The 20,679-nt window shown below is 64.8% G+C and carries 17 protein-coding genes; 9 read left to right on the top strand and 8 right to left on the bottom strand.

The features are described 5' to 3' along the window. Positions 1-267: 267 nt before the first annotated feature. Together rocD and ACTEK7_RS09995 are read right to left on the bottom strand one after the other, a co-directional pair. Positions 268-1,482, bottom strand: a complete 1,215-nt coding sequence (gene rocD, locus ACTEK7_RS10000; RefSeq protein WP_225134124.1) for an ornithine--oxo-acid transaminase — start codon at positions 1,480-1,482, stop codon at positions 268-270. Between the two features lie 231 nt (positions 1,483-1,713). Continuing rightward, entirely contained in the window at positions 1,714-2,934 is a 1,221-nt protein-coding gene (locus ACTEK7_RS09995; RefSeq protein ID WP_109144523.1) for a cytochrome P450, read from the bottom strand. A gap of 105 nt (positions 2,935-3,039) precedes the next feature. Between ACTEK7_RS09995 and ACTEK7_RS09990 the strand changes: the two genes are divergently transcribed. The 9 genes from ACTEK7_RS09990 to cnbZ all read left to right on the top strand — a co-directional run bounded on the left by ACTEK7_RS09990 (position 3,040) and on the right by cnbZ (position 14,484). Further along, positions 3,040-3,582 (top strand): phosphonopyruvate decarboxylase, encoded by a 543-nt coding sequence (locus tag ACTEK7_RS09990; protein ID WP_036004713.1) that lies wholly within the window; start codon positions 3,040-3,042, stop codon positions 3,580-3,582. Next, positions 3,579-4,169 (top strand): thiamine pyrophosphate-dependent enzyme, encoded by a 591-nt coding sequence (locus ACTEK7_RS09985; RefSeq protein WP_036043107.1) that lies wholly within the window; start codon positions 3,579-3,581, stop codon positions 4,167-4,169. Before ACTEK7_RS09990 ends, ACTEK7_RS09985 begins: the two co-directional genes overlap by 4 nt. A 139-nt stretch (positions 4,170-4,308) precedes the next feature. Continuing rightward, positions 4,309-5,010 (top strand): TetR/AcrR family transcriptional regulator, encoded by a 702-nt coding sequence (locus ACTEK7_RS09980; RefSeq protein ID WP_063822469.1) that lies wholly within the window; start codon positions 4,309-4,311, stop codon positions 5,008-5,010. Position 5,011: 1 nt separating this feature from the next. After that, positions 5,012-6,205: an efflux RND transporter periplasmic adaptor subunit gene (locus tag ACTEK7_RS09975; protein ID WP_036004727.1), complete on the top strand. Its 1,194-nt coding sequence runs from the start codon at positions 5,012-5,014 to the stop codon at positions 6,203-6,205. A gap of 69 nt (positions 6,206-6,274) precedes the next feature. Beyond that, entirely contained in the window at positions 6,275-9,370 is a 3,096-nt protein-coding gene (locus tag ACTEK7_RS09970) for a MexW/MexI family multidrug efflux RND transporter permease subunit (RefSeq protein ID WP_036025801.1), read from the top strand. A gap of 130 nt (positions 9,371-9,500) precedes the next feature. Continuing rightward, positions 9,501-12,095: an ATP-binding protein gene (locus ACTEK7_RS09965; protein ID WP_036025799.1), complete on the top strand. Its 2,595-nt coding sequence runs from the start codon at positions 9,501-9,503 to the stop codon at positions 12,093-12,095. Then, positions 12,092-12,481 (top strand): response regulator, encoded by a 390-nt coding sequence (locus tag ACTEK7_RS09960; RefSeq protein WP_025034870.1) that lies wholly within the window; start codon positions 12,092-12,094, stop codon positions 12,479-12,481. Before ACTEK7_RS09965 ends, ACTEK7_RS09960 begins: the two co-directional genes overlap by 4 nt. Beyond that, positions 12,478-13,728, top strand: a complete 1,251-nt coding sequence (locus tag ACTEK7_RS09955; protein WP_036004735.1) for an adenylate/guanylate cyclase domain-containing protein — start codon at positions 12,478-12,480, stop codon at positions 13,726-13,728. Before ACTEK7_RS09960 ends, ACTEK7_RS09955 begins: the two co-directional genes overlap by 4 nt. 9 nt (positions 13,729-13,737) lie before the next feature. After that, positions 13,738-14,484 (top strand): 2-amino-5-chloromuconate deaminase CnbZ, encoded by a 747-nt coding sequence (cnbZ, locus tag ACTEK7_RS09950; RefSeq protein WP_036025796.1) that lies wholly within the window; start codon positions 13,738-13,740, stop codon positions 14,482-14,484. Positions 14,485-14,505: 21 nt separating this feature from the next. On the opposite strand, the gene ACTEK7_RS09945 is transcribed toward cnbZ, so the two are convergent. From ACTEK7_RS09945 to ACTEK7_RS09920, 6 genes are read right to left on the bottom strand one after another with little or no spacing between them, the layout of a single operon-like run. Next, positions 14,506-15,390 carry an ABC transporter permease gene (locus ACTEK7_RS09945; RefSeq protein WP_036025794.1) on the bottom strand — a complete coding sequence of 295 codons (885 nt, stop codon included), beginning with the start codon at positions 15,388-15,390 and terminating at the stop codon, positions 14,506-14,508. Positions 15,391-15,392: 2 nt separating this feature from the next. Further along, positions 15,393-16,334 carry an ABC transporter permease gene (locus tag ACTEK7_RS09940; protein WP_025034874.1) on the bottom strand — a complete coding sequence of 314 codons (942 nt, stop codon included), beginning with the start codon at positions 16,332-16,334 and terminating at the stop codon, positions 15,393-15,395. Between the two features lie 10 nt (positions 16,335-16,344). Further along, positions 16,345-17,853 carry an ABC transporter substrate-binding protein gene (locus ACTEK7_RS09935; RefSeq protein ID WP_109144517.1) on the bottom strand — a complete coding sequence of 503 codons (1,509 nt, stop codon included), beginning with the start codon at positions 17,851-17,853 and terminating at the stop codon, positions 16,345-16,347. A gap of 22 nt (positions 17,854-17,875) precedes the next feature. Then, positions 17,876-18,982, bottom strand: a complete 1,107-nt coding sequence (locus tag ACTEK7_RS09930) for an ABC transporter ATP-binding protein (RefSeq protein WP_225146105.1) — start codon at positions 18,980-18,982, stop codon at positions 17,876-17,878. Continuing rightward, positions 18,982-19,971 carry an ABC transporter ATP-binding protein gene (locus tag ACTEK7_RS09925; protein WP_225146104.1) on the bottom strand — a complete coding sequence of 330 codons (990 nt, stop codon included), beginning with the start codon at positions 19,969-19,971 and terminating at the stop codon, positions 18,982-18,984. The genes ACTEK7_RS09930 and ACTEK7_RS09925 overlap by 1 nt, the downstream gene beginning before the upstream one ends. Further along, positions 19,968-20,678, bottom strand: coding sequence for a DUF1028 domain-containing protein (locus tag ACTEK7_RS09920; protein WP_036004762.1), 711 nt, complete (start codon positions 20,676-20,678; stop codon positions 19,968-19,970). The genes ACTEK7_RS09925 and ACTEK7_RS09920 overlap by 4 nt, the downstream gene beginning before the upstream one ends. Between the last annotated feature and the right edge of the window lies 1 nt (position 20,679).

Here is a 20,679-nt window from a genome sequence, read left to right as displayed (position 1 = left end):
GCCGGGCGTGCCATGGCCGGTGGTGCTGATGGCGGCGCTGCGGCTGGTCCTGGTGGTCCTCCACCCCGTCCGTGTCCGTGAGGTCCCTGAGCCGACGCGCTCGTCGTCAGCATCGAGACGCTAACCAAAACAGCCGTCAGGCAAACGCCACGCGGAAGCATGATCCTAGCTCCCAACTCGTAATCGCCCACGACTTTCAACGCACAGACTGTGGAATCGTTCGTCCTTGGTCACAGCCGGCATTGCGATCTTCCGACGCAGCCAGTCTCAAGAGAAATCCTGCGTCAGGATCGCGGCGAACCGCTCCAGCGCCCAGTCGACCTGGTCGCTTGTGATCACCAGCGGCGGGGCGATGCGGATCGTATGCTCATGGGTATCCTTGGCGAGGATGCCCTTGCCCTGAAGCGCCTCGCAATAGCGGCGTGCCAGCCCGGCCTCGGGATGCAGCTCGACCGCCAGCATCAGGCCGCGCCCGCGCACCTCGCGGATCGTATTGGCGCGAATGTCCTTCAAGCCCTCCAGAAAGCGCGCGCCTTGCCTCGCCGCGTTCTCGATCATGCCTTCCTCGACCAGCACGCGCATCGCCGCGCGGGCCACGGCGCAGGCAAGCGGGTTGCCGCCGAAGGTGGAGCCATGCTGCCCGGGTCGCAATGTCCCGAGCACGTCGTTGTTCGAGAGCACGGCCGAGACCGGATAGAAGCCGCCGGACAGGGCCTTGCCGAGCAGCGTCACGTCCGCCTCAATTCCCTCGTGCTGTTCGGCGAGCAGCTTGCCGGTGCGACCGAGCCCGGTCTGGATCTCGTCGAGCACCAGCATCACGTTGTTGGCGGTGCAGAGCTCCCGGACCTCAGTGAAATAGCCGGCCGGAGGAATGACGACACCGGCTTCGCCCTGGATCGGCTCGACCAGAAAGGCGACCGTGTTTGGGGTGATTGCTTCCGCAAGCGCCGGGGCGTCGCCGAACGGGATGACCTTGAAGCCCGGCGCGAACGGCCCGAAGTGTCCGCGTGTCTCGGGGTCGGTTGAAAAGCCGACGACGCCCAGCGTGCGTCCGTGGAAATTGTTGGCACAGACGATGATCTCGGCCTGGCCGTCCGGCACGCCTTTCACCTCGTAGCCCCATTTGCGGACCGACTTGATCGCGCTTTCGACCGCCTCGGCGCCGCTGTTCATCGGCAGTACCTTGTGGGAACCGGTGAGCGCGGCGATCTCCTCGTAGAACAAGGCGAGCTGGTCGTTGTGGAAGGCCCTCGAGGTGAGCGTCAGCCTGTGCGCCTGTTCGACCATCGCCGCCAGGATCTTGGGGTGGCAGTGGCCCTGGCTGACCGCCGAATAGGCGGACAGACAATCGAGGTACCGGTTGCCTTCGGTATCCCAGACCCAGACACCTTCGCCACGCGACAGGACGACCCCAATCGGCTCGTAATTACGGGCCCCGAAGCGCGCTTCTGTCGCGATGAAATCAATGACCGACGCGCTCATCTGCCGTCACTCCATTGCTGCGCGCGGGGGCGTCAATCGACTGCACCAGCGGGTCGCGCCCAAATGAATGTGGGTATCGGTTTGTCAGCTCGGAAGCCTTGATGCGCCGATGGCGCGGCGCGGCCTGATAGTCCCGAAATGTCAGGTGGTTCTGCCGGGCCACAGGGCACCGTTCCGCGACCCAGGCTCTACTGTGCATGGGGTTGTTTTCGCAGTTTGGTTGCCGGCCCCTCAGCCAAGCGCGCAGGGCACGCTCAAAAAGCCGCGGAACCGCACCCGTCCGCCGCGCACCGGCTGACCGCTGACGGCATAGTTCGGAAAGCGCGCCAGGAAGCGCGAGATCGCAATCGCCCCCTCCAGCCGCGCCAGGGCCATGCCTGCGCATTGATGCGCGCCTGTGGCGAAGGCGAGGTGCCGGTTCGGCGTGCGCGCGATATCGAAACGCTCGGGGTCGGGAAACTGCGCGGGGTCGCGATTGGCAGCCCCGATGCACAGCGTCACCGACGTGCCGGCATCGAGCATGACGCCGCCGAGCTCGACCTTCTCGGTGGTCATGCGGTTGCCGAGCTGGTTGGAGCTCTCGTAGCGCAACATCTCCTCGACCGCAGTCTTGATCATGTCCGGGTTCTCGATCAGGCGCTGCTTCTGGTCGGGATGGCGGTCGAGCGCCACGAGGCCGTTGCCGATCAGGTTGGTGGTGGTCTCGTGGCCGGCATTGAGCAGGAAGATGCAATTGTGCAGAAGCTCCTTCTCGGTCAGCCGCTCGCCGTTCTCTTCCCCCTGGATCAAACGCGTCAGCACGTCGCGCTCGGGATTGCCCGGCTTCGCGCGCCGCCGCGACACCAGCGTCTGCAGATAGGCGAGGAAGTCCGCCACCGCCTTGTTGCCGCGCGCAGCTACTTCGGGCGACACTACAGGTTCGAGAGCACCCAGGATCGCCAGCGACCAGTCGCGCAGCGGCCCGCGCTCCTCGTGAGGCACGTCGAGCAGGTTGCCGATCACCTCGATGGGAATCGAAGCGGCAAAATCCTCGATCAGTTCGCAAGCGCCCTTGGTTTCGATGGCATCGAGCAGGCCGTCGACCAGCTTGATCAGGTCCCCCTCCATGCTGGCGATCGCGCGCGGCGACAGCGCGCCCATGATCAGGCGGCGCACGCGGGTATGGGACGGTGGATCGTTGAAGACGAGGCTGGTGGTGTGATGCTCGTAGAGCAGGGTGTCGCCGTATTTCGGCGCGAACTCGCGCTTCTTGTCCGAGCTGAACGACTTGGTGTTCTTGTAGGTGGTGACGAGATCATCGTAGCGGGTCAGGAACACGGTGCCGTTGCGCAGGCGCTTGACCGGCTCGTTCTCCCGCAGTGCACGATAGGTCGGATAGGGGTTGTCGTAGAACTCCGGCGTCAGCTTCTCGAGGTCGAAGCTTGCCGCCAGCGCCTTCGCATCTGCGTTCATCCCGTTATACTCGCCGGTTAAAGCCGATATGCCGTTTTTGTTGTTCTGGTCGGCGCATGCATGCGTCTACAGTCTTTCTACCTTGCTAGCCGACCGGACAGGAAAATGCACGCACGCGCTGACGCTGCCGACACGGCGCCGAACTGGCCCGACGATATTTTCGCGACCCTCCAGCGCTTTGACGTCCGGCAGGTGCCTTACGTTCCGGACGCCGGTCATTCCAAGCTGATCCAGCGCGTATTGGCCTCATCCACCATGCGCGGCATTGCGCTGACGACGGAGGAGGAAGGCGTGGCGCTGCTCGCCGGCGCCTGGGCGGGCGGACAGCGCGGCGTGCTGCTGATGCAATCGAGCGGCGTCGGCAATTGCATCAACATGCTGTCGCTGATCCCGATCCTGCGCTTTCCGTTCCTCACGCTCGTGACGATGCGCGGCGAGTGGGGCGAGTTCAATCCGTGGCAGGTGCCGATGGGCTCGACCACGCAAGGCGTGTTCGAGCTCTCCGGCGTCAAGGTGCTGCGCGCCTCGCACGCTGCCGAGGTGCCTGCCGTCTTGGAAGCGGCCGCGGCGCAGGCCTACAACGCGCTGACGCCAACCGCCGTCCTTCTGTCGCAGCGCCTGATCGGCGCCAAGGTTTTCACCAAATGAGCAAGGCCAATCTCCTCGACCGCCGGCAGGTGGTGTCCACGTTGCTGGCGAACCGCAAGAACGTCGTCGCGATCGGCGGCCTTGGCGCTTCCACCAACGACATGTGCGCCGCCGGCGACCACGCCCGCAACTTCTACCTCTGGGGCGGCATGGGCGGCGCCGCGATGATCGGGCTGGGTCTGGCGCTGGCGCAGCCGAAGCTGCCGGTATTGGTCATCACCGGCGACGGCGAGATGCTGATGGGCATGGGCAGCCTTGCCACCATCGGCCTGCAGAAGCCGGCCAACCTCTCGATCGCAGTGCTCGACAACGAGGCCTATGGCGAGACCGGCGGCCAAACCAGCCACACCTCCGCCGCCGCCGACCTCGTCGGCATCGCCAGGGCTTGCGGCATTAACGACAGCCGGGCTGTCACGACCATGGCCGAAGTCGAAGCCTTCGCCAAAGCCGTCCACGACGTCTCTGCGGGTCCGCGCTTTGCCAATGTGAAGATCGACAGCGCCGGCCTGGAGCGGATTCTGCCGACGCGGGACGGGACCTACATCGTCAACCGGATCCGTGCTGACCTGGGCTTCCAGCCGATCTAGGCGGTCCGCCAATCCCTTGCTGAACGTCTGCACGCGGGCCGTGCAGGCTCGGCCAATTTCCATTGATTCTAGGTCGCACGCAGGTTGCGATGCAACATAGTGCTTGACTCCTGCGTGGGTGAGTGCTTACTCACCCAGCATGAGCTCATTGCGTATGACGAGCGACCTGAGGCGTCAATTGATCCTCGGCGCCGCAAAGCGCTGCTTTGCCCGACACGGCTATAACGGCACCACGACCAAGAGCGTGGCGGCCGCCGCTGCCATTTCTGAAGCGCTGCTGTTCAAGCATTTCCCGTCCAAGGCGGCGCTCTACGCCGAGATCCTCAGCGACGAATGCGAGGCGGATCCCGCTCTGATGGAGCTGCTCGAGCGCGAGCCGTCGACGGCTACGCTGGTCGAGGTGATCCGCGGCATGGTCGAACACTTCCTCCAGATCGCCGACGGTCCCGATCAGGAAGAGGCCCAGCGCCTGCGGCTAATGGCCACGAGCCATTTGGATGACGGCGAATTCGCCCGATTGCTGTATGCCAAGATCGAGACGCTGATCGGCGCTGTCTTCGTCGCCTCGCTCGAGCGTGCGGTTGCGAGCGGTGACGCGCGGCCCTGCGCTGGCGATCCGCTCAACCTGTTCTGGTTCGCGCATCATGCGGTGATGACCGCGGCGCTGACCAGGCTGCCGGCCACGCCCTGTCTTGCTTACGGCAGGGCGACCGACCTGGAGCGGCAGCTCTGTGAGTTTCTCCTGAGGGGTATCGGACTTAACGACGCCGCAATTGCTTCGCATCTGGGCCGCAATCAGGCCGCGGATGCGAACCGGGCGGCGATTGCAGAAAGTGCATGACATGAACATCGTGGCCGAAAACAAGATTTCGGGGCAACCGATCGACAACAAGGCTCCCAAGCGTCCGGTCCGGCCAGTGCGCTGGTTCATCATCGTTGGCACGCTTCTGGCCGTGCTCGTCGGAGGGCTCGTCTGGTTCAATTACTTCCGCGGCCAGATGATCAAGCAATTCTTCGCCAACAACAAGCCGCCGCCGACCGCTGTCAGCGCGGCCGAGGCGAAGTCCGAGGTGGTGCCGAACCTGCTCACCGCGGTCGGCAGCCTCGTCGCCGTGCATCAGGTCGACGTCAGCGCCGACGTCAACGGCCGTGTCACCGCGATCAAGTTCGAGCCGGGCACGCGCGTCGAGGCCGGCACGCCGCTGGTGCAACTGTTCGACGCGCCCGAGCAGGGCGATCTCGCCAATTACAAGGCGCAAGCGACCGTCGCGCAGCTGTCGCTTGAACGCGCCAAGCAGCTGGCCTCGCGCCAGTTCGGTCCGCAGGCGACCGTCGATACCGCGCAGGCTGCCTATGACCAGGCCCAGGCGGGCATCGCCAAGACCGAGGCGTTGATCTCGCAGAAGCTGGTGCGCGCGCCGTTCGCCGGCGATCTCGGCATGCGCAAGGTCGAGGTCGGCCAGTATCTGACCGCCGGCACGGCGATCGTGTCGCTGACCGATCTGTCCGAGCTGTGGGCCAACTTCACGGTGACGGAAAAGGATTCCGGCAGCCTCAAGGTCGGCCAGGTCGTGCGGTTGAAGGTCGACGCCTATCCGGGCCGCACCTTCGAGGGCAAGATCACCACGATCGAGCCCCAGATCTCGACCGATACTCGCAACATCCGCGTGCAGGCCACGATTGCCAATCCGGAGAAGATCCTGAAGCCCGGCATGTTTGTCACCACGACCGTGGTGCTGCCGGAAAAGCCGGCCGTGATCACGGTGCCTGAAACGGCAGTCGATTACACGCTGTACGGCGACTCGGTGTTCGTGATCACGGAGAAGAAGGAAGAGGACGGCAAGACCAGCCTGTCGGCGGTGCGCACCTTCGTGCAGACCGGCAACCGGGTCGAGGGTCGCGTCGAAATCGTCAAGGGCCTGAAGGTAGGCGACAAGGTCGTCGCTCTCGGCCAGCTCAAGCTGCAATCAGGCGCGCCGGTATCGATCTCGACCGATCCGGCCCCGCAGATCCCGGCGCAGCCGCCGCGCTACTGACAATATCCTCGCGTGATCCGGCCCGGCCGGATCACGCGTCTTGAAAAAAAGAAATCGAGATCGCCCGCGATGGCCTTTACCGACATTTTCATCAAACGACCGGTCCTGTCGGTCGTCGTCAGCCTGCTGATCCTGCTGATCGGCCTGCGCGCGGCAATGGTGCTGCCGATCCGGCAATATCCGAAGCTGTCGAATACGGTCATCAACATCACGACCGTCTATCCCGGCGCGTCCGCAGACCTGATCCAGGGCTTCATCACCACGCCGATCGAGCAGGCGGTCGCGTCCGCCGAAGGCGTCGACTACATCACCTCGTCCTCGGTGCTCGGCACCTCGACGATCCAGGTCTACATCAAGCTGAATTTCGATCCGAACCAGGCGCTCACCGAGGTGTTGGCGAAGACCAATTCAGTGAAGTACCTGATTCCGAAGGAATCCAACGACCCGATCGTCACCAAGACCACCGGCCAGACCACGGCCGTGATGTATCTCGGCTTCTCCTCGGACGAGCTGTCGGGCTCGGCCATCTCCGACTATCTGACGCGTGTGGTGCAGCCGGTGCTGTCGACCGTCGACGGCGTCGCCTCGGCCGACATTTTGGGCGGCCAGACCTTTGCGATGCGGCTGTGGCTCGATCCCGTGAAGATGGCGGGCCGCAACGTATCGCCGGCTGACGTTGCGGCGGCGATCCAGGCCAACAACTTCCAGTCCGCGGCCGGCCAGACCAAGGGCTATCTGATCGTCTCGAACGTCTCGACCAACACGGGCCTGACCAACGTCGATCAGTTCAAGAAGATGATCGTCAAGGCCAAGGACGGCGGCTTCGTGCGGATGGAGGACATCGCCACCGTCGAGCTTGCAGCCCAGAGCACGGATGCCAGCGTCGCCTTTAACGGCGAGCGCGCGATCTTCATTGGCGTGCAGGCGACGCCACAGGGTAATCCGCTGACGCTGGTCAAGGGTGTGCGCGCGCTGTTCCCCGAGCTCGAACGCAACCTCCCGCCCTCGATGAAGATGAAGGTCGCCTACGACTCGACCAAGTTCATCCAATCTTCGATCGACGAGGTGCGGAATACGTTGGGCGAAGCCGTCATCATCGTGATCGTGGTCATTTTCCTGTTCCTGGCCTCGCTGCGCTCCGTCATCATTCCCGTCGTCACCATTCCGTTGTCGATGATCGGCGTCTGCACGATGATGCTGGCGCTGGGCTTCAGCTTCAACCTGCTGACCCTGCTCGCGATGGTCCTGGCGATCGGCCTCGTCGTCGACGATGCCATCGTCGTGGTGGAGAACATCCATCGCCATCTGGAGGAGGGCAAGACGCCGGTCCAGGCCTCGCTACAAGGCGCGCGCGAAATCGTCGGGCCGGTCATCTCCATGACCATCACGCTCGCCGCCGTGTACGCGCCGATCGGGTTCCTCGGTGGCCTCACCGGGTCGCTGTTCCGCGAATTTGCCTTTACCCTCGCAGGCTCGGTCATCGTATCAGGCGTGATCGCGCTGACGCTGTCGCCCATGATGTGCTCGGTGCTGCTGAAGAACACCGAAGAGGGCCGCTTCGCCAAGTTGGTGAACCGGGTGTTCGGCGCCATGACGCGGTGGTATGGCCGCAAGCTCGACCGCTCGCTCGACTACAAGGCCATCACCGGCCTGTTCGCCGTGACGATCCTGGGACTCGTCGGCTTCCTCTACATGAACACTTCGAAGGAGCTGGCGCCCGAGGAAGATCAGGGCATCGTGTTCGCGGTGACCAAGGCGCCGAAATACGCCAACATCGACTATGTCGATTTCTACGGCGAGAAGCTCGACAAGGAATTCCAGAAATTCCCCGAGACCGATCTGCGTTTCGTGCTGAACGGCATCAACGGCCCGCAAGGCGGCATTGCCGGCATGCTCTTGAAGCCCTGGGACGAGCGCACACGCTCGTCGATCGCCTTGAAGCCGCTGGTGCAGGCCGAGCTCTCCAAGATCGAGGGCGTGCAGGCGTTCGCGTTCAACCTGCCGCCATTGCCGGGCGGACCCGGCGGTCTGCCGATCCAGATGGTGATCAATTCCACGGCCAGCTTCCAGACCGTCTATGAGCAGATGGAGAAGCTGAAGGAGGCTGCACGCAAGAGCGGCATGTTCATCGTCTCCGATAGCGACCTCGCCTACAACCAGCCGAACGTCGAGGTGACGATCGACCGCACCAAGGCTCAGGACCTCGGCGTCAACATGCAGAACCTCGGCTCGACGCTCGCGGTGCTGCTCGGCGGCAATTACATCAACCGGTTCAACCTCGAGGGCCGCTCCTATCAGGTGATTCCGCAGGTGCCGCGCGGCAAGCGGCTGTCCCCGGAATCGCTCGGTGGCTACTATGTGACGACCAACACCGGGCAGCAGCTTCCGTTGTCGACCGTGGTCTCGATCAGGACCAAGACCGATCCGAATTCGCTGACGCACTACAACCAGCTCAATTCGGCGACGTTCTCCGCCGTGCCGATGCCCGGCGTGACCGTCGGCGCTGCGGTCGACTTCCTCGAAGGCGAGGCCAAGAAGCTGCCGCAAGGCTTCAGCCACGACTATCTGGCTGACTCCCGGCAATACGTGCAGGAAGGCAATCAGCTTGCCATCACCTTCGGCTTCGCGCTGATCATCATCTTCCTGGTGCTGGCGGCCCAGTTCGAGAGCTTGCGCGACCCGCTGGTCATCATGATCTCGGTGCCGATGGCAATCGTCGGTGCGCTGATCCCGCTGTTCTTCGGCATGGCGACCATAAACATCTACACCCAGGTCGGTCTGCTCACCCTGGTCGGCCTGATCACCAAGCACGGCATCCTGATGGTGGAGTTCGCCAACGAGCTCCAGGTTAACGAGCGGCTCGACCGCCGCTCGGCCATCGAGATGTCGGCCCGCATCCGTCTGCGGCCGATCCTGATGACCACGGCCGCGATGGTGACCGGCCTGATCCCGCTCCTGACCGCGACCGGCGCGGGCGCGGCCAGCCGCTTCTCGATCGGTCTCGTTGTCGTCGCCGGCATGTCGATCGGCACGCTGTTCACGCTGTTCGTGCTGCCGGCAGTCTATGTGGTGCTGGCGACCGACCATCGCGCGGCGGCCGATTCGGAGCGGAACAAGCAGATCGGCGAGCTGGACCTCGATTCAAAGGCGCTACGGCCGACCTGAGGCCGCCGGCAGGCTAGTCCCGAAAGGGCGGCAGCGGTGATCCGCTGCCGCCCTTTTCGTTGGGTCTCGGGCGAGCTCCTTGCCGCGCTTGCGAGAGACAAGGTCCGGTCTTCTTGCTAGGTTCCGTGGAATGAGCCTGTCCCTCCACCCCGATACACCTCGAGCCGGGACATTGCCGAGCGCGGCCCCAGGCGAGGTCGCCTCCGGCGACACTGCGGGGCGCGGAATCCGGACCCGGCTCTTCGCCAAATACGTCGCGCTTTTCGTGGCGGTCGTCGCCATTGCGCTGCTCGCCAATGGCCTGTTCGAGGTCTACTTCTACTATCGCGAGCACAAGGCCTCTCTGATCCGGGTCCAGCACGAGCAGGCCGAGGCGGCCGCTGCCAAGATCGGCCGGTTCGTCAAGGAGATCGAGAGCCAGCTCGGCTGGACCACGCAGCTGCCCTGGTCGGGCGGCTCGATCGAGCAGCGCCGGTTCGACGCGCTGCGCCTGTTGCGCCAGGTCCCTGCGATCACCGAGCTGGCCCAGGTGGATTCGACTGGCAAGGAGCGGCTGCGGGTCTCGCGGCTGGCGATGGACGTGCTCGACAGCGGGATCGACCTGTCGAGCGATCCGAAGTTCACCGAAGCGGTCGCGCGCAAGGTCTATTACGGGCCGGTCTATTTTCGCCGGGAGTCCGAGCCCTACATGACGCTGGCGCTGGCGGGCGCACGCAAGGATGCCGGCGTCAGCATCGCCGAGGTCAATCTCAAGCTGATCTGGGACGTCGTGTCCCAGATCAAGGTCGGCGAGCACGGCAACGCCTACGTGGTCGGCCCGGAGGGCCGCTTGATCGCGCATCCCGACATCAGTCTCGTGCTGCGCAACACCGACATGTCCGGCCTTGCGCAGGTACGCGCCGTGCAAGCCGGCGGCGCCATGCCAGACGTGCTTTCCGAGGCCCACAACATCCAGGGGCAGAAGGTGCTGACCGCATCGGCCCCGATCGAGCCGCTGCGCTGGACCATGTTCGTCGAGCTGCCGGTCGAGGAAGCCTATGCCGCGCTTTATGCTTCGCTGCAGCGCCTTGCAATCGTGCTGCTCGCGGCATCCATCTTCGCGGTGCTGGCCGGGATCTTCCTGGCGCGCCGCATGGTCGGGCCGATCCAGGCGCTGCGGAGCGGCGCGGAACGAATGGGCGGTGGTGATTTCTCCCAGCGCATCTCGATCAAGACCGGCGACGAGCTCGAAGGACTCGCCGACCAGTTCAACGACATGGGCGCGCGCCTGCAGGAATCCTATGCCGACCTCGAAAAGAAGGTGGAGCAGCGCACGGCCGAGTTGCGGGAGGCGCTCGAACAGCAGACCGCGACGTCGGAAGTGCTGGAAGTCATCAGCTCCTCCCCCGGCGAATTGGAGCCGGTGTTCCGCAAGATGCTGGAGAATGCTACGCGGGTTTGCGGGGCTCAATTCGGTACGATGAATCTGTGGGACGGCAGTAAATTCAATATCGCCACGGACTACAACATTCCGCCCGAATTCTCCGCCTACCGCAAGCGGACGCCGATCCTTCCACACCCAGGATCGATTCTGGCTGCAGTCGTTTCGACGCATCAGCCGGCGCAGATCCGTGATTTGAGAGAGAGTCCGACCTACAAGGCCGGCGTTCCCAATGTCGTTGGAATGGCAGATATTGCCGGGGCCCGGACGCTCCTCGTCGTTCCAATGCTGAAAGAGGACGATCTGATTGGCGCGATCACCATTTTCCGACAAGAGATTCGCAGCTTCACGGATAAGCAGGTCGCTCTCGTCCAGAACTTTACCAAGCAGGCCGTCATCGCAATTGAGAATACGCGTCTGCTGAAGCAGCTTCGGGAGCGCACCACTGAGCTGTCGCAGTCGCTCGATGAGTTGCGCACCGCGCAGGACCGCCTGATCCAGACCGAAAAGCTCGCTTCCCTCGGCCAGCTCACCGCCGGCATCGCCCACGAGATCAAGAATCCGCTCAACTTCGTCAACAACTTCTCCGCGGTCTCGACCGAGCTGATCGACGAGCTCAACGAGATCCTGCAATCGGCCGCGCTCGACGGCAAGACGAAGAAGGAGGTCGACGAGCTGACCGGCATGCTCAGGGCCAATCTCGAGAAGGTGGTGCAGCACGGCAAGCGCGCCGATTCCATCGTCAGGAACATGCTGCTGCATTCGCGTCAGGGTTCCGGCGAGCATCGCGCCGTCGACATCAATGCGGTGGTCGAGGAGAGCCTCAATCTCGCCTATCACGGCGCGCGCGCCGAAAGGCCCGCCTTCAACGTCACGCTCCAGCGCGATTTCGACCCGGATGCCGGCATGATCGAGGTGTATCCGCAGGAGATCACGCGCGTCTTGCTGAACCTGATCTCGAACGGCTTCTATGCCGCGGCCAAGCGCAAGGAGAGCGAGGGCGATGCATTCGAGCCCACTTTGCGCGCGGCAACGAAGAATCTCGGCGACAGGGTCCAGATCCGGATTCGCGACAACGGCACCGGGATTCCAGCCGAGGTGAAGGAAAAGATGTTCAATCCCTTCTTCACCACCAAGCCGGCCGGCGAGGGCACGGGACTCGGCCTTTCAATGAGCCACGACATCGTGGTGAAACAACACGGCGGCACGATCGACGTGGACACCACACAAGGTGTATTCACCGAGTTCATCATCACGCTGCCGCGGACGATGGCAGCGGGCGACACTTCCGGAGGAAAGTCTTGAACGTTTACATCCTGGTCGTCGATGACGAGCCCGACGTCGAGGCACTGTTTCGGCAGCAGTTCCGGCGCGACCTGCGCGCCGGCCGGTTTCAGATGGAGTTTGCCCTCTCGGCCCCCGAGGCGCTCGAGCGCGCCGCCGAAGTCCGTGATCCCTCGCTGATCCTGATCCTGTCGGACATCAACATGCCCGGCATGAGCGGGCTCGACATGCTGCCGAAGGTGCGTGCCGCGCATCCCGATGTTCCCGTCATCATGATCACGGCCTATGGCGATGCGGAGACGCGCCGCAAGGCGATCGAACGGGGCGCCGTCGGGCTCCTCACCAAGCCGATCGACTTTGCGCTGCTGCGGCAGGAGATCGACACGAGGCTCGAGCAAGCCGCATGACTGCGACCATCCTCTTCGTCGACGACGAGCCGGATCTCGAGGCGCTGATCCTGCAGAAATTCCGCAGGCAGATCCGCGATGGGCAGCTCGCGCTGATCTTCGCGCGCGACGGCCTGGAGGCGCTGGAAGCGCTGGAGCAGAATCCGCATGTCGACATGGTGGTCTCCGATATCAACATGCCGCGAATGGACGGCCTGTCGCTACTCGCGAAGCTCCAGGAGGCCCAGGAGAAGAAGTCGACCATCATCGTCTCGGCCTACGGCGACATGAGCAACATCCGCACCGCCATGAACCGCGGTGCGTTCGACTTCCTGACCAAGCCGATCGACTTCGCCGACCTCGAAGCTACGATCGAGAAGACCGTCCGCCATGTGGAGATGCTGCGCGAGGTGCGGCGGCGCCAGATGGAAGCCGAGCGCGCCCATGCCTCGCTGTCGCGCTTCTTCTCGCCGGAGATTGCAAGGCGGCTGGCCGCGAACGTCGATGGCGACGGCATTGAGGTGCAGTGGCGCGATGTCGCCACCCTGTTCACCGATATTACAGGCTTCACCTCGCTGGTCGAGACCGCGCCTCCGCAGACCCTGGGCGAGCTCCTCAACGAATATGTCGGCGGCATGACCGAGATCGTCTTCGCCCATGAGGGGACGGTCGCCAAGATCATCGGCGATGCGATCCAGGTGCTGTTCAACGCCCCCGGCGACCAGCCGGACTATGCAACGCGCGCGGTCGCCTGTGCCCATGCTCTCGACGCCTGGGCGGAGGACTTTTCGGCGCGCTGGAAGGCAAGAGGCGTGAATTTCGGAGCTACCCGCATCGGCGCTCATGCCGGTCCGGCGCTGGTTGGCAATTTCGGCGGCAACCGCTTCTTCGACTACACGGCCTATGGCGACACCATCAATATTGCGGCCCGGCTTGAGGCGGCGAACAAGCACCTGGGAACGCGCATTTGCGTTAGTGCCAGCGTTGCGAATGGGGCCGAAAACTTTCGTGGCCGTCCCGTGGGCGACCTGATGCTGCGCGGACGCAGCGAGCCGCTGCGCGCATTCGAGCCGCTGCCGCAGGCGAGGTTCGAGGCGCCAGCGACGGCGCAATATGCCGAAGCGTTTGCCAAAATGGAGGCCGGCGATGCCGCGGCCATGCCGTCCTTCGCCGCGCTGGTCGGCATGCACGCCGACGATCCGCTGGCCGGATTTCACCTGAAGCGCCTGCTCAACGGCGCCAAGGGCACTCGCATGCAACTGGAATAGGAGTCCGTCATGACGCGCGAATTCTCGGCCGGCAACTATCGTTTCATCCCGTCCGTCTTCCAATATTCCGCCGGTGCTGCCGCGGATGAGGGCTACGAGATCGAGCGGGTCCGGTTCGACCGCCTGGTGCCGCTCGCCGAAGGATTTGCGCTGGCGGCAAAGTTCATCCAGGAGGCGGGCCGCCCGCTGACGGCGTTCTGCGCCTGCGAGCTGCGCTCGCCAGCGGCCTTCAGCGAAGAAGGCTTTCGCGCGTTCAATCTGCACTATGTGAAGACGCTGTCCGAATGGGGCATCTTCGACGGCAGCACCAATCCGGTGGCGCGCAGCAATGTCTGCCCCGAGATCGATCCGCCGTCCGAACCCTCGTTCTATGCGTTCTCCTTCACGCGTCCGACGCGGTCAAATTTGCCGAGCTTCGTCATCGCCGGCGGCGCCGAGGCGCGCGAGGGCAGCGGCACCTATGTCGAGCGCACGGTGCGCTACCGCGACCTCAGCCCGGAGGGGCTGCGCGAGAAGGTGCGCTTCACCACCACGTCGCAGATGGAAAACCGGATGGCAGCCTTCGGCTTCGGCTGGAAGGATACAACCGGGGTGCAGGCCTATTCCGTGCACGACTTTCACCATGCGCTGGTGGACGAGTTGGTCCGCCGTGGCGCGCTCCGCTCCGGGCTGACCTGGCATTTCGCCCGTCCGCCGGTGGTCGATCTGGAATTCGAGATGGATTGCCGCCGCGTGCTGCGGGAAGTGGTGATTTGAGGTCCTCACCAAGAGGAATAATCAGCGCTGCCTTGGGTCGAGTGCGTCGCGCAGCCCGTCGCCGAGCAGGTTCAGCGACAGCACGACGAGGAAGATCGCAAGGCCTGGCCAGATTGCCATCCAGGGCGCCTGGGTCAGGAAGCGTTGTGCCGCGTTGAGCATGCTGCCCCAGGACGGCGCCGGCGGCTGCTGGCCGAGGCCGAGGAAGGAGAGGGCGGCCTCGGCGATGATGGCCGCAGCGATCGAGAGCGTCGCCTGCACCAGAAGCGAGGGGAGGATGTTCGGCAGGATGTGCGAGAGCGCGATCCGCCACGGCGGACTGCCGAGTGCGCGTGCGGCCTCGACATAGTCTTCGGCTTTGACGACGAGCACCTGGCCGCGGGTCAGGCGGATGAAGATCGGCGTCGCCGAGATGCCGATCGCAATCATGGCATTGCCGAGGCTCGGGCCGAGGAACGCGGCGAGCGCGATCGCCAGGATCAGGAACGGGCAGGCCAGCATCGCATCGGTGATGCGGCTGATCAGCGCGTCGGTGAAGCCGCCGCGGTAGCCGGCGAGGAGACCGAGCGGCACGCCGATGCCGAGCGCGATCGCGACCGAGATTAGGCCTGCGAGCAGCGAGGCGCGCGCGCCGTAGACGACGCGGCTGAGGATGTCGCGGCCGAGCTCGTCGGTGCCGAACCAGTGGGCCGAGGTCGGCGGTTTGCGCACAAGGCTCCAGCTCGTCGCGATGGGATCATAGGGCACGATGAGCGGAGCGAGCACGGCAAGGGTGATGAATATCGTGAGCACGACGAGCCCGAACACCGCTGCCTTGCGCTTGAACAGCCGCCGACGCGCGCGGCGAGCCGGGCTATCCAGCTCGTCGGCTCGCGTGAGAGGACTCGGCAGTGCGGCGTCGGTCATGATCAGCCCCGAAGCCGCGGATTGACGAGGATGTAGGCGATGTCGGCCACCAGATTCAGCGTGATGTAGACCGTGGCCGTGACCAGGACGACGCCCTGAACCACGGCATAATCGCGGTTGAATACGGCATCCACGATCAGCTTGCCGAAGCCGGGAATGGAGAAGATCTGCTCGGTCAGGACCGCGCCTGAGAGCAGCGTACCGAGCTCGAGCGCGCCGAGCGTGATGACGGGGGTCAGCGCATTGCGCATGGCATGCTTGAGGATCACCGTGCGCTCCAACAGCCCTTTGGCGCGCGCGGTGCGCACGTAGTCGCTTTCCAGCACCTGAAGCATGGCGCTTCGCGTATGCCGCATCAGGATCGCGGCGATCGCATTGCCGAGCACGAAGGCCGGCATGATGGTGACGGCCAGGCTCGCGCGCCAGTTCTCGGTGAGCGGCACGTAGCCGGAAGCCGGCAGCCATCCAAGCTCGATCGAAAACAGGAAGATCAGCATGATCCCGAGCCAGAAGTTCGGCGTCGAGATGCCCCACAGCGCAAACAGGTTCGCGCCGTAGTCCCACGCGGAACCCTTCTTCACGGCCGCGACGATGCCGGCGGGAATGCCGATCAGCAGCGCGATCAGGATCGCCATCGAGCCGAGCTGCAGCGTCACCGGCAGCTTCTGCGCGATCAACTCGCGCACCGGCATCTTGTTGCGCAGCGACTCGCCGAAATCGCCAGAGAGCACGCCCTTGATCCAGTAGGCGTACTGCACCGGGACGGGCTGATCGAGCCGGTACTGGCGGCGGATCTGCTCGATCACGGCGGGATCGCGCTCCTCGCCCGCCATCACCAGCGCGGGGTCACCCGGCAGCAATTGCTGCAGCGAGAAGATCAGCACCGAGACGAAGAACAGCGTCGGCACGATCTGCACAAGTCGGCGGGCGAGGAAGTTCAGCATCCTCGCAGCGTCACTTCAGCTTGAGGCCGACAACGCGGACGAGGCCGTCCGGCATTTGCCTATAGCCTTCGAGCTTGGTCGTGTGCGCGATGATGATGCGGCGGTGATAGAGGTAGAGGATGGCGTGATCTTCCAGCTCCAGCTTCGCAAGTCTCTCGTAGGCGGCCTTGCGCTGAGCCATGTCCGACGTACGGCGGGCATCGTCGAGCGCCTTGTCCGCGTCGGCGTTGGTCCAGGCACTGTAGTTCTGCGGCGCATCCTTGCGCAGGAACACGTAGGAATTGCCATCGGGATCGATGCGTCCGCTCCATGCCAGCATGAAGGCCTGGTATTCGCCGGACTCGGCCTGCTTCAGCGACGTCGCAAACTCGGTGACGCGGATCTTCATATCGAAGCCCGCCTCGCTCGCCATGGATTGCACCACTTGAGCCACCGCTTCGGTCTCGGCACCCTTTGGTACCAGGAAGTCAACGCTGACTGGCCCAGTGACGCCGGCTTCCTTCAGGAGGGCCTTGGCTTTGGCGATGTCGCGGCCGTGGATCGGAAATGCGCCCTGATAATAGGGGTGATCGGGATTGACCCATTGGTTGCCCGGCTTGAATTCGCCGTTGAACACCACTTGGTTGATCGCCTCGCGGTCGATCGACCAGTCGAGTGCCTGCCGCACCTTGGCGGATTGGCTGAGCGGGCCCTTGGCCTTGTCCTTGCCGATGTTGAGCGTGATGCCCTGATAGCCGAGCTCGATGGCGGTCGCGACCTTCAGCCGCGAGTCGGCGCGCACCTCCTTGAGATCGGTGGCGAGCACGCGCTCGATCAGGTCGAGGCCGCCGGATTTCAGGTTTGCGAGCCGCACGGTCGCATCGACGATCGGCTGGAACACGATCTTGTCGATGAAGACGTTGTCCTTGTTCCAGTAGTCGGCGAATTTCTCGAACACAATGCGGTCCTGCTGCACGCGCTCGACGAACTTGTAGGGGCCGGCGCAGACCGGGCGAAGGCCGAACTTGTCGCCGGCCTCCTTGGCCGCCTTCGGCGACATCATCATTCCGGCGCGGTCGGTGAGCTGAGCGAGCAGGGGCGAGAACGGCGACTTCAACACCAGCTTGACCGTGAGGGGATCGACGATTTCGACGTGATCGACCGAGGCGAGCTCCGGCTTGCGGAACGAGCCGGGGAACGTCAGATGCCGCTCCAGCGAGAATTTTGCGGCCTCGGCATCGAACGGCTCACCGTCGTGGAATTTCACGCCGGGCCGCAGCTTGATGACCAGCGCCTTGCCGTCGTCGGCGGTTTCGCTCGAGAGCGCCAGCTGCGGCACGATGTTGAGCTTCTCGTCGATGTCGAACAGCTTGTCGCAGAAGGAGGAGAACACGATGCGGCCGACATAGGTGCGCGCCATCGTAGGGTCGAGGATATCGGGGTCCTCGGCGAGGCCGATGCGCAACGTGGTCTGGGCCTGCGCGGCCCCGATCGACACCAGCACAGCGGCGGCTGTTGCGGCCAGGCGAAACATCTTCATCGGTCAATCCCCATTGCTTCGGCTATTTCGTTGCGGACGCGGCGCACTGTATACCAACCCCGTCGGGGCTGCTGCCTTCCGTCTTTTGGCTGAAGGCCGCGACCAGCTTTGCAAGCGCCGGCGAAAACCCGCCGGCGGTGGGTAGAATGGCGTCGGCAGACGGCAGCTCCGCGGTGCGGTGACAGGCGGTGGCATGGCCGGTGCGGTCAGCTAGAAGCGCAGGCGCCTCATTGCGGCAGCGCTCGATCACGAACGGGCAGCGGGTGTGAAAGCGGCAGCCGGCGGGCGGATTGAGGGCGCTCGGGATTTCGCCCTCCAGCAGCACCGTCGTTCGTTTCGCCTTCGGCTGCGGCAGCGGGATCGCCGACAGCAGCGCCCGGCTGTAGGGGTGGCGCGGCGCGGCGAACAGCGCGTCGGCTTCCGCCGTCTCGACGATTTGGCCGAGATTCATCACCGCGACGTGGTCGGCGATGTGCTTGACCACGGCAAGGTCGTGCGAGACGAAGATGTAGGCGAGGCCAAGCCGGTCCTGGAGCTCGCGCAGCAGATTGAGGATCTGCGAGCGGATCGAGACGTCGAGCGCCGAGACCGGCTCATCGCAGATGATGAGCTTCGGCTCGACCGCGAGCGCGCGGGCGATCGCGATGCGTTGGCGCTGGCCGCCGGAGAATTCATGCGGATAGCGCCGGGCGAGGCGCGGCTCCAGCCCGACCAGCCGCAGCAGTTCGGCAACGCGCTCGGCCCGCCGCACCGGCGGCACCAGATCGTGCAGCGCCAGCGGCTCGGTCAGAATCTGGCCGACCGTCATGCGCGGATTGAGCGAGGCGTAGGGATCCTGGAAGATGATTTGCGCCTCGCGGCGGAAGGCGCGCAAGGCGCCGGCGTCGAGCGCGAGCAGGTCGCGGCCGTCGAAGCGGATCATACCAGCGTCTGGCTCGATCAGCCGCAGCACCAGGCGGCTGACGGTGGACTTGCCGCAGCCGGATTCGCCGACCAGGGCCAGCGTCTTGCCAGCCTCCAGCGAGAAGGACACGCCATCGACCGCCTTGACGTGCGCCAACGCGCGGCCGAGCAGCGAGCGCTGAGCGACGAAATGCTTGACCAGGCCTTCGACTTCGAGGAGCGCCATCACGACACCAGCAATTCGAGCGGCGCGCGGATGCAGCGCGAGAGGTGGCCGTCGCTGAGTTCGACCAGTGGCGGCGGCACCTTGGTGCAGGCGTCGAGCACGAAGGGGCAACGCGCGGCGAAGCGGCAGCCGGCGGGCGGCTGTGCCATGTTCGGCACCATGCCTTCGATCGTCGCAAGCTGCTCGGCGCGGTGGTCGAGCCGCGGGATCGAGCCGAGCAGGCCGACCGTGTAGGGATGCTGCGGCGCGGAGAACAACTCGTCGACCGGCGCCCGCTCGACGATCTCGCCGGCGTACATCACCGCGACCTCGTCGCAGACCTCGGCGACGACGCCGAGATCGTGGGTGATCAGGATGATCGCGGCGCCGCTCGCGGCCTTCAGCTCGCGCATCAGCTCCAGGATCTGGGCCTGCAGGGTGACGTCGAGCGCGGTGGTCGGCTCGTCCGCGATCAGCAGCCGCGGGTCGCAGGCGAGTGCCATCGCGATCATCACGCGCTGGCGCATCCCGCCGGAGAGCTTGTGCGGGTAGTCGTCGATGCGACGCTCGGGTGAAGGGATATGGACCCGGCGCAACAGCTCGATCGCGCGCTCGCGCGCGCTCCTCCGCGAGCCGCCGCGGTGACGCAGGATTGTCTCGATGATCTGGTCGCCGATCGTAAAGCTCGGATTGAGCGAGGTCATCGGCTCCTGGAAGATCATCGCCAGCCGGTTGCCGCGCAGATCGCGCAGGGTCTGGTCCGGCGTCGTCAGCAGGTCGAAGCCGTCGAAGCGGATCGCGCCACTTATTTCCGCGCTCTGCTTCGGCAGCAGGCCCATGATCGCCAGCGACGTCACGCTCTTGCCGCAGCCGGATTCCCCGACGAGACCGAGCGTCGCGCCATTGGCGACGCTGAGATCGACGCTGTCGACCGCGTGGGTGATACGGCCGTCGTCGCCATGAAAGCGGATACGCAGATCCTTGATCTCGATGAGGGGGCTGGCGCTCATGATCGTCTCGCCCGCGCCGCTTCGATGCTGGCGTCGATGACGCTGCGATCGGTGTTGCCGGCCGGGTTCTGCCGCGTCGGCATGGAGGCGCGGAAGTGCACCCAGAGTTCGTGGCTGACGCGCTCGAGGCGTTCGAGCTCACCGAGCGGATCGGGATGGTCGTCGGCGCGAATGTCCAGCGCTGGCCATTCCTCCTCGCCGTGGATCACGAGCGCGGCCGATTGCTTGCCGCGCTTGTCGCCGCCGGCGGCTTCGCCGGCGCGCATCGCCGCGAGCAGACGGCGTGGGAAGGGCAGGCTGTCGCTCGCGATATAGGTCCTCGCTGTCTCGTCGAGCACGTCGGCCCCCGCGAGCATGTTGCCGGCGATCGAGAAGCCGCTGCCGGCAATATGGCCGCACCAATCGACGCAGTCGCGCCCGGTATGCGCGGCGATGGCGCCGCTGGCATCCATCAAATGGACCTGCCGGCTCTCGCGGCCGTCATCGGTCGCCAGCAGCGTGGCGAGCACGTCGTGGGCGTTGAGGCCCTCGCGCAAGAGCTTGACGCCGTCGATGCCGTAATAGGGATTGACGAAGGCCTGCGTCGCGATGGCGCCGAGGCCAGCGGCGATGTAGGGCACGCGCGCGCCGACGGCGAAGAAGCGGGTCGCAACCGCGATGCCGAACTGGCCGGTGGCAGGATCGCGCGCGATGATCGACCAAGTCATG

Source organism: Bradyrhizobium sp. JHI2711, assembly GCF_056156565.1.
Note: the sequence above shows the minus strand (reverse complement) of the source record. Positions and strands in the feature narration are given on the sequence as shown.

What these genes read in the sequence shown, in the direction of transcription:
- rocD (WP_225134124.1), bottom strand. Translation starts at nt 1,482, where the DNA reads ATGAGCGCGTCGGTCATTGATTTCATCGCGACAGAAGCGCGCTTCGGG.
- ACTEK7_RS09995 (WP_109144523.1), bottom strand. Translation starts at nt 2,934, where the DNA reads ATGAACGCAGATGCGAAGGCGCTGGCGGCAAGCTTCGACCTCGAGAAG.
- ACTEK7_RS09990 (WP_036004713.1), top strand. Translation starts at nt 3,040, where the DNA reads ATGCACGCACGCGCTGACGCTGCCGACACGGCGCCGAACTGGCCCGAC.
- ACTEK7_RS09985 (WP_036043107.1), top strand. Translation starts at nt 3,579, where the DNA reads ATGAGCAAGGCCAATCTCCTCGACCGCCGGCAGGTGGTGTCCACGTTG.
- ACTEK7_RS09980 (WP_063822469.1), top strand. Translation starts at nt 4,309, where the DNA reads ATGAGCTCATTGCGTATGACGAGCGACCTGAGGCGTCAATTGATCCTC.
- ACTEK7_RS09975 (WP_036004727.1), top strand. Translation starts at nt 5,012, where the DNA reads ATGAACATCGTGGCCGAAAACAAGATTTCGGGGCAACCGATCGACAAC.
- ACTEK7_RS09970 (WP_036025801.1), top strand. Translation starts at nt 6,275, where the DNA reads ATGGCCTTTACCGACATTTTCATCAAACGACCGGTCCTGTCGGTCGTC.
- ACTEK7_RS09965 (WP_036025799.1), top strand. Translation starts at nt 9,501, where the DNA reads ATGAGCCTGTCCCTCCACCCCGATACACCTCGAGCCGGGACATTGCCG.
- ACTEK7_RS09955 (WP_036004735.1), top strand. Translation starts at nt 12,478, where the DNA reads ATGACTGCGACCATCCTCTTCGTCGACGACGAGCCGGATCTCGAGGCG.
- cnbZ (WP_036025796.1), top strand. Translation starts at nt 13,738, where the DNA reads ATGACGCGCGAATTCTCGGCCGGCAACTATCGTTTCATCCCGTCCGTC.
- ACTEK7_RS09945 (WP_036025794.1), bottom strand. Translation starts at nt 15,390, where the DNA reads ATGACCGACGCCGCACTGCCGAGTCCTCTCACGCGAGCCGACGAGCTG.
- ACTEK7_RS09940 (WP_025034874.1), bottom strand. Translation starts at nt 16,334, where the DNA reads ATGCTGAACTTCCTCGCCCGCCGACTTGTGCAGATCGTGCCGACGCTG.
- ACTEK7_RS09935 (WP_109144517.1), bottom strand. Translation starts at nt 17,853, where the DNA reads ATGAAGATGTTTCGCCTGGCCGCAACAGCCGCCGCTGTGCTGGTGTCG.
- ACTEK7_RS09930 (WP_225146105.1), bottom strand. Translation starts at nt 18,982, where the DNA reads ATGGCGCTCCTCGAAGTCGAAGGCCTGGTCAAGCATTTCGTCGCTCAG.
- ACTEK7_RS09925 (WP_225146104.1), bottom strand. Translation starts at nt 19,971, where the DNA reads ATGAGCGCCAGCCCCCTCATCGAGATCAAGGATCTGCGTATCCGCTTT.
- ACTEK7_RS09920 (WP_036004762.1), bottom strand. Translation starts at nt 20,678, where the DNA reads ATGACTTGGTCGATCATCGCGCGCGATCCTGCCACCGGCCAGTTCGGC.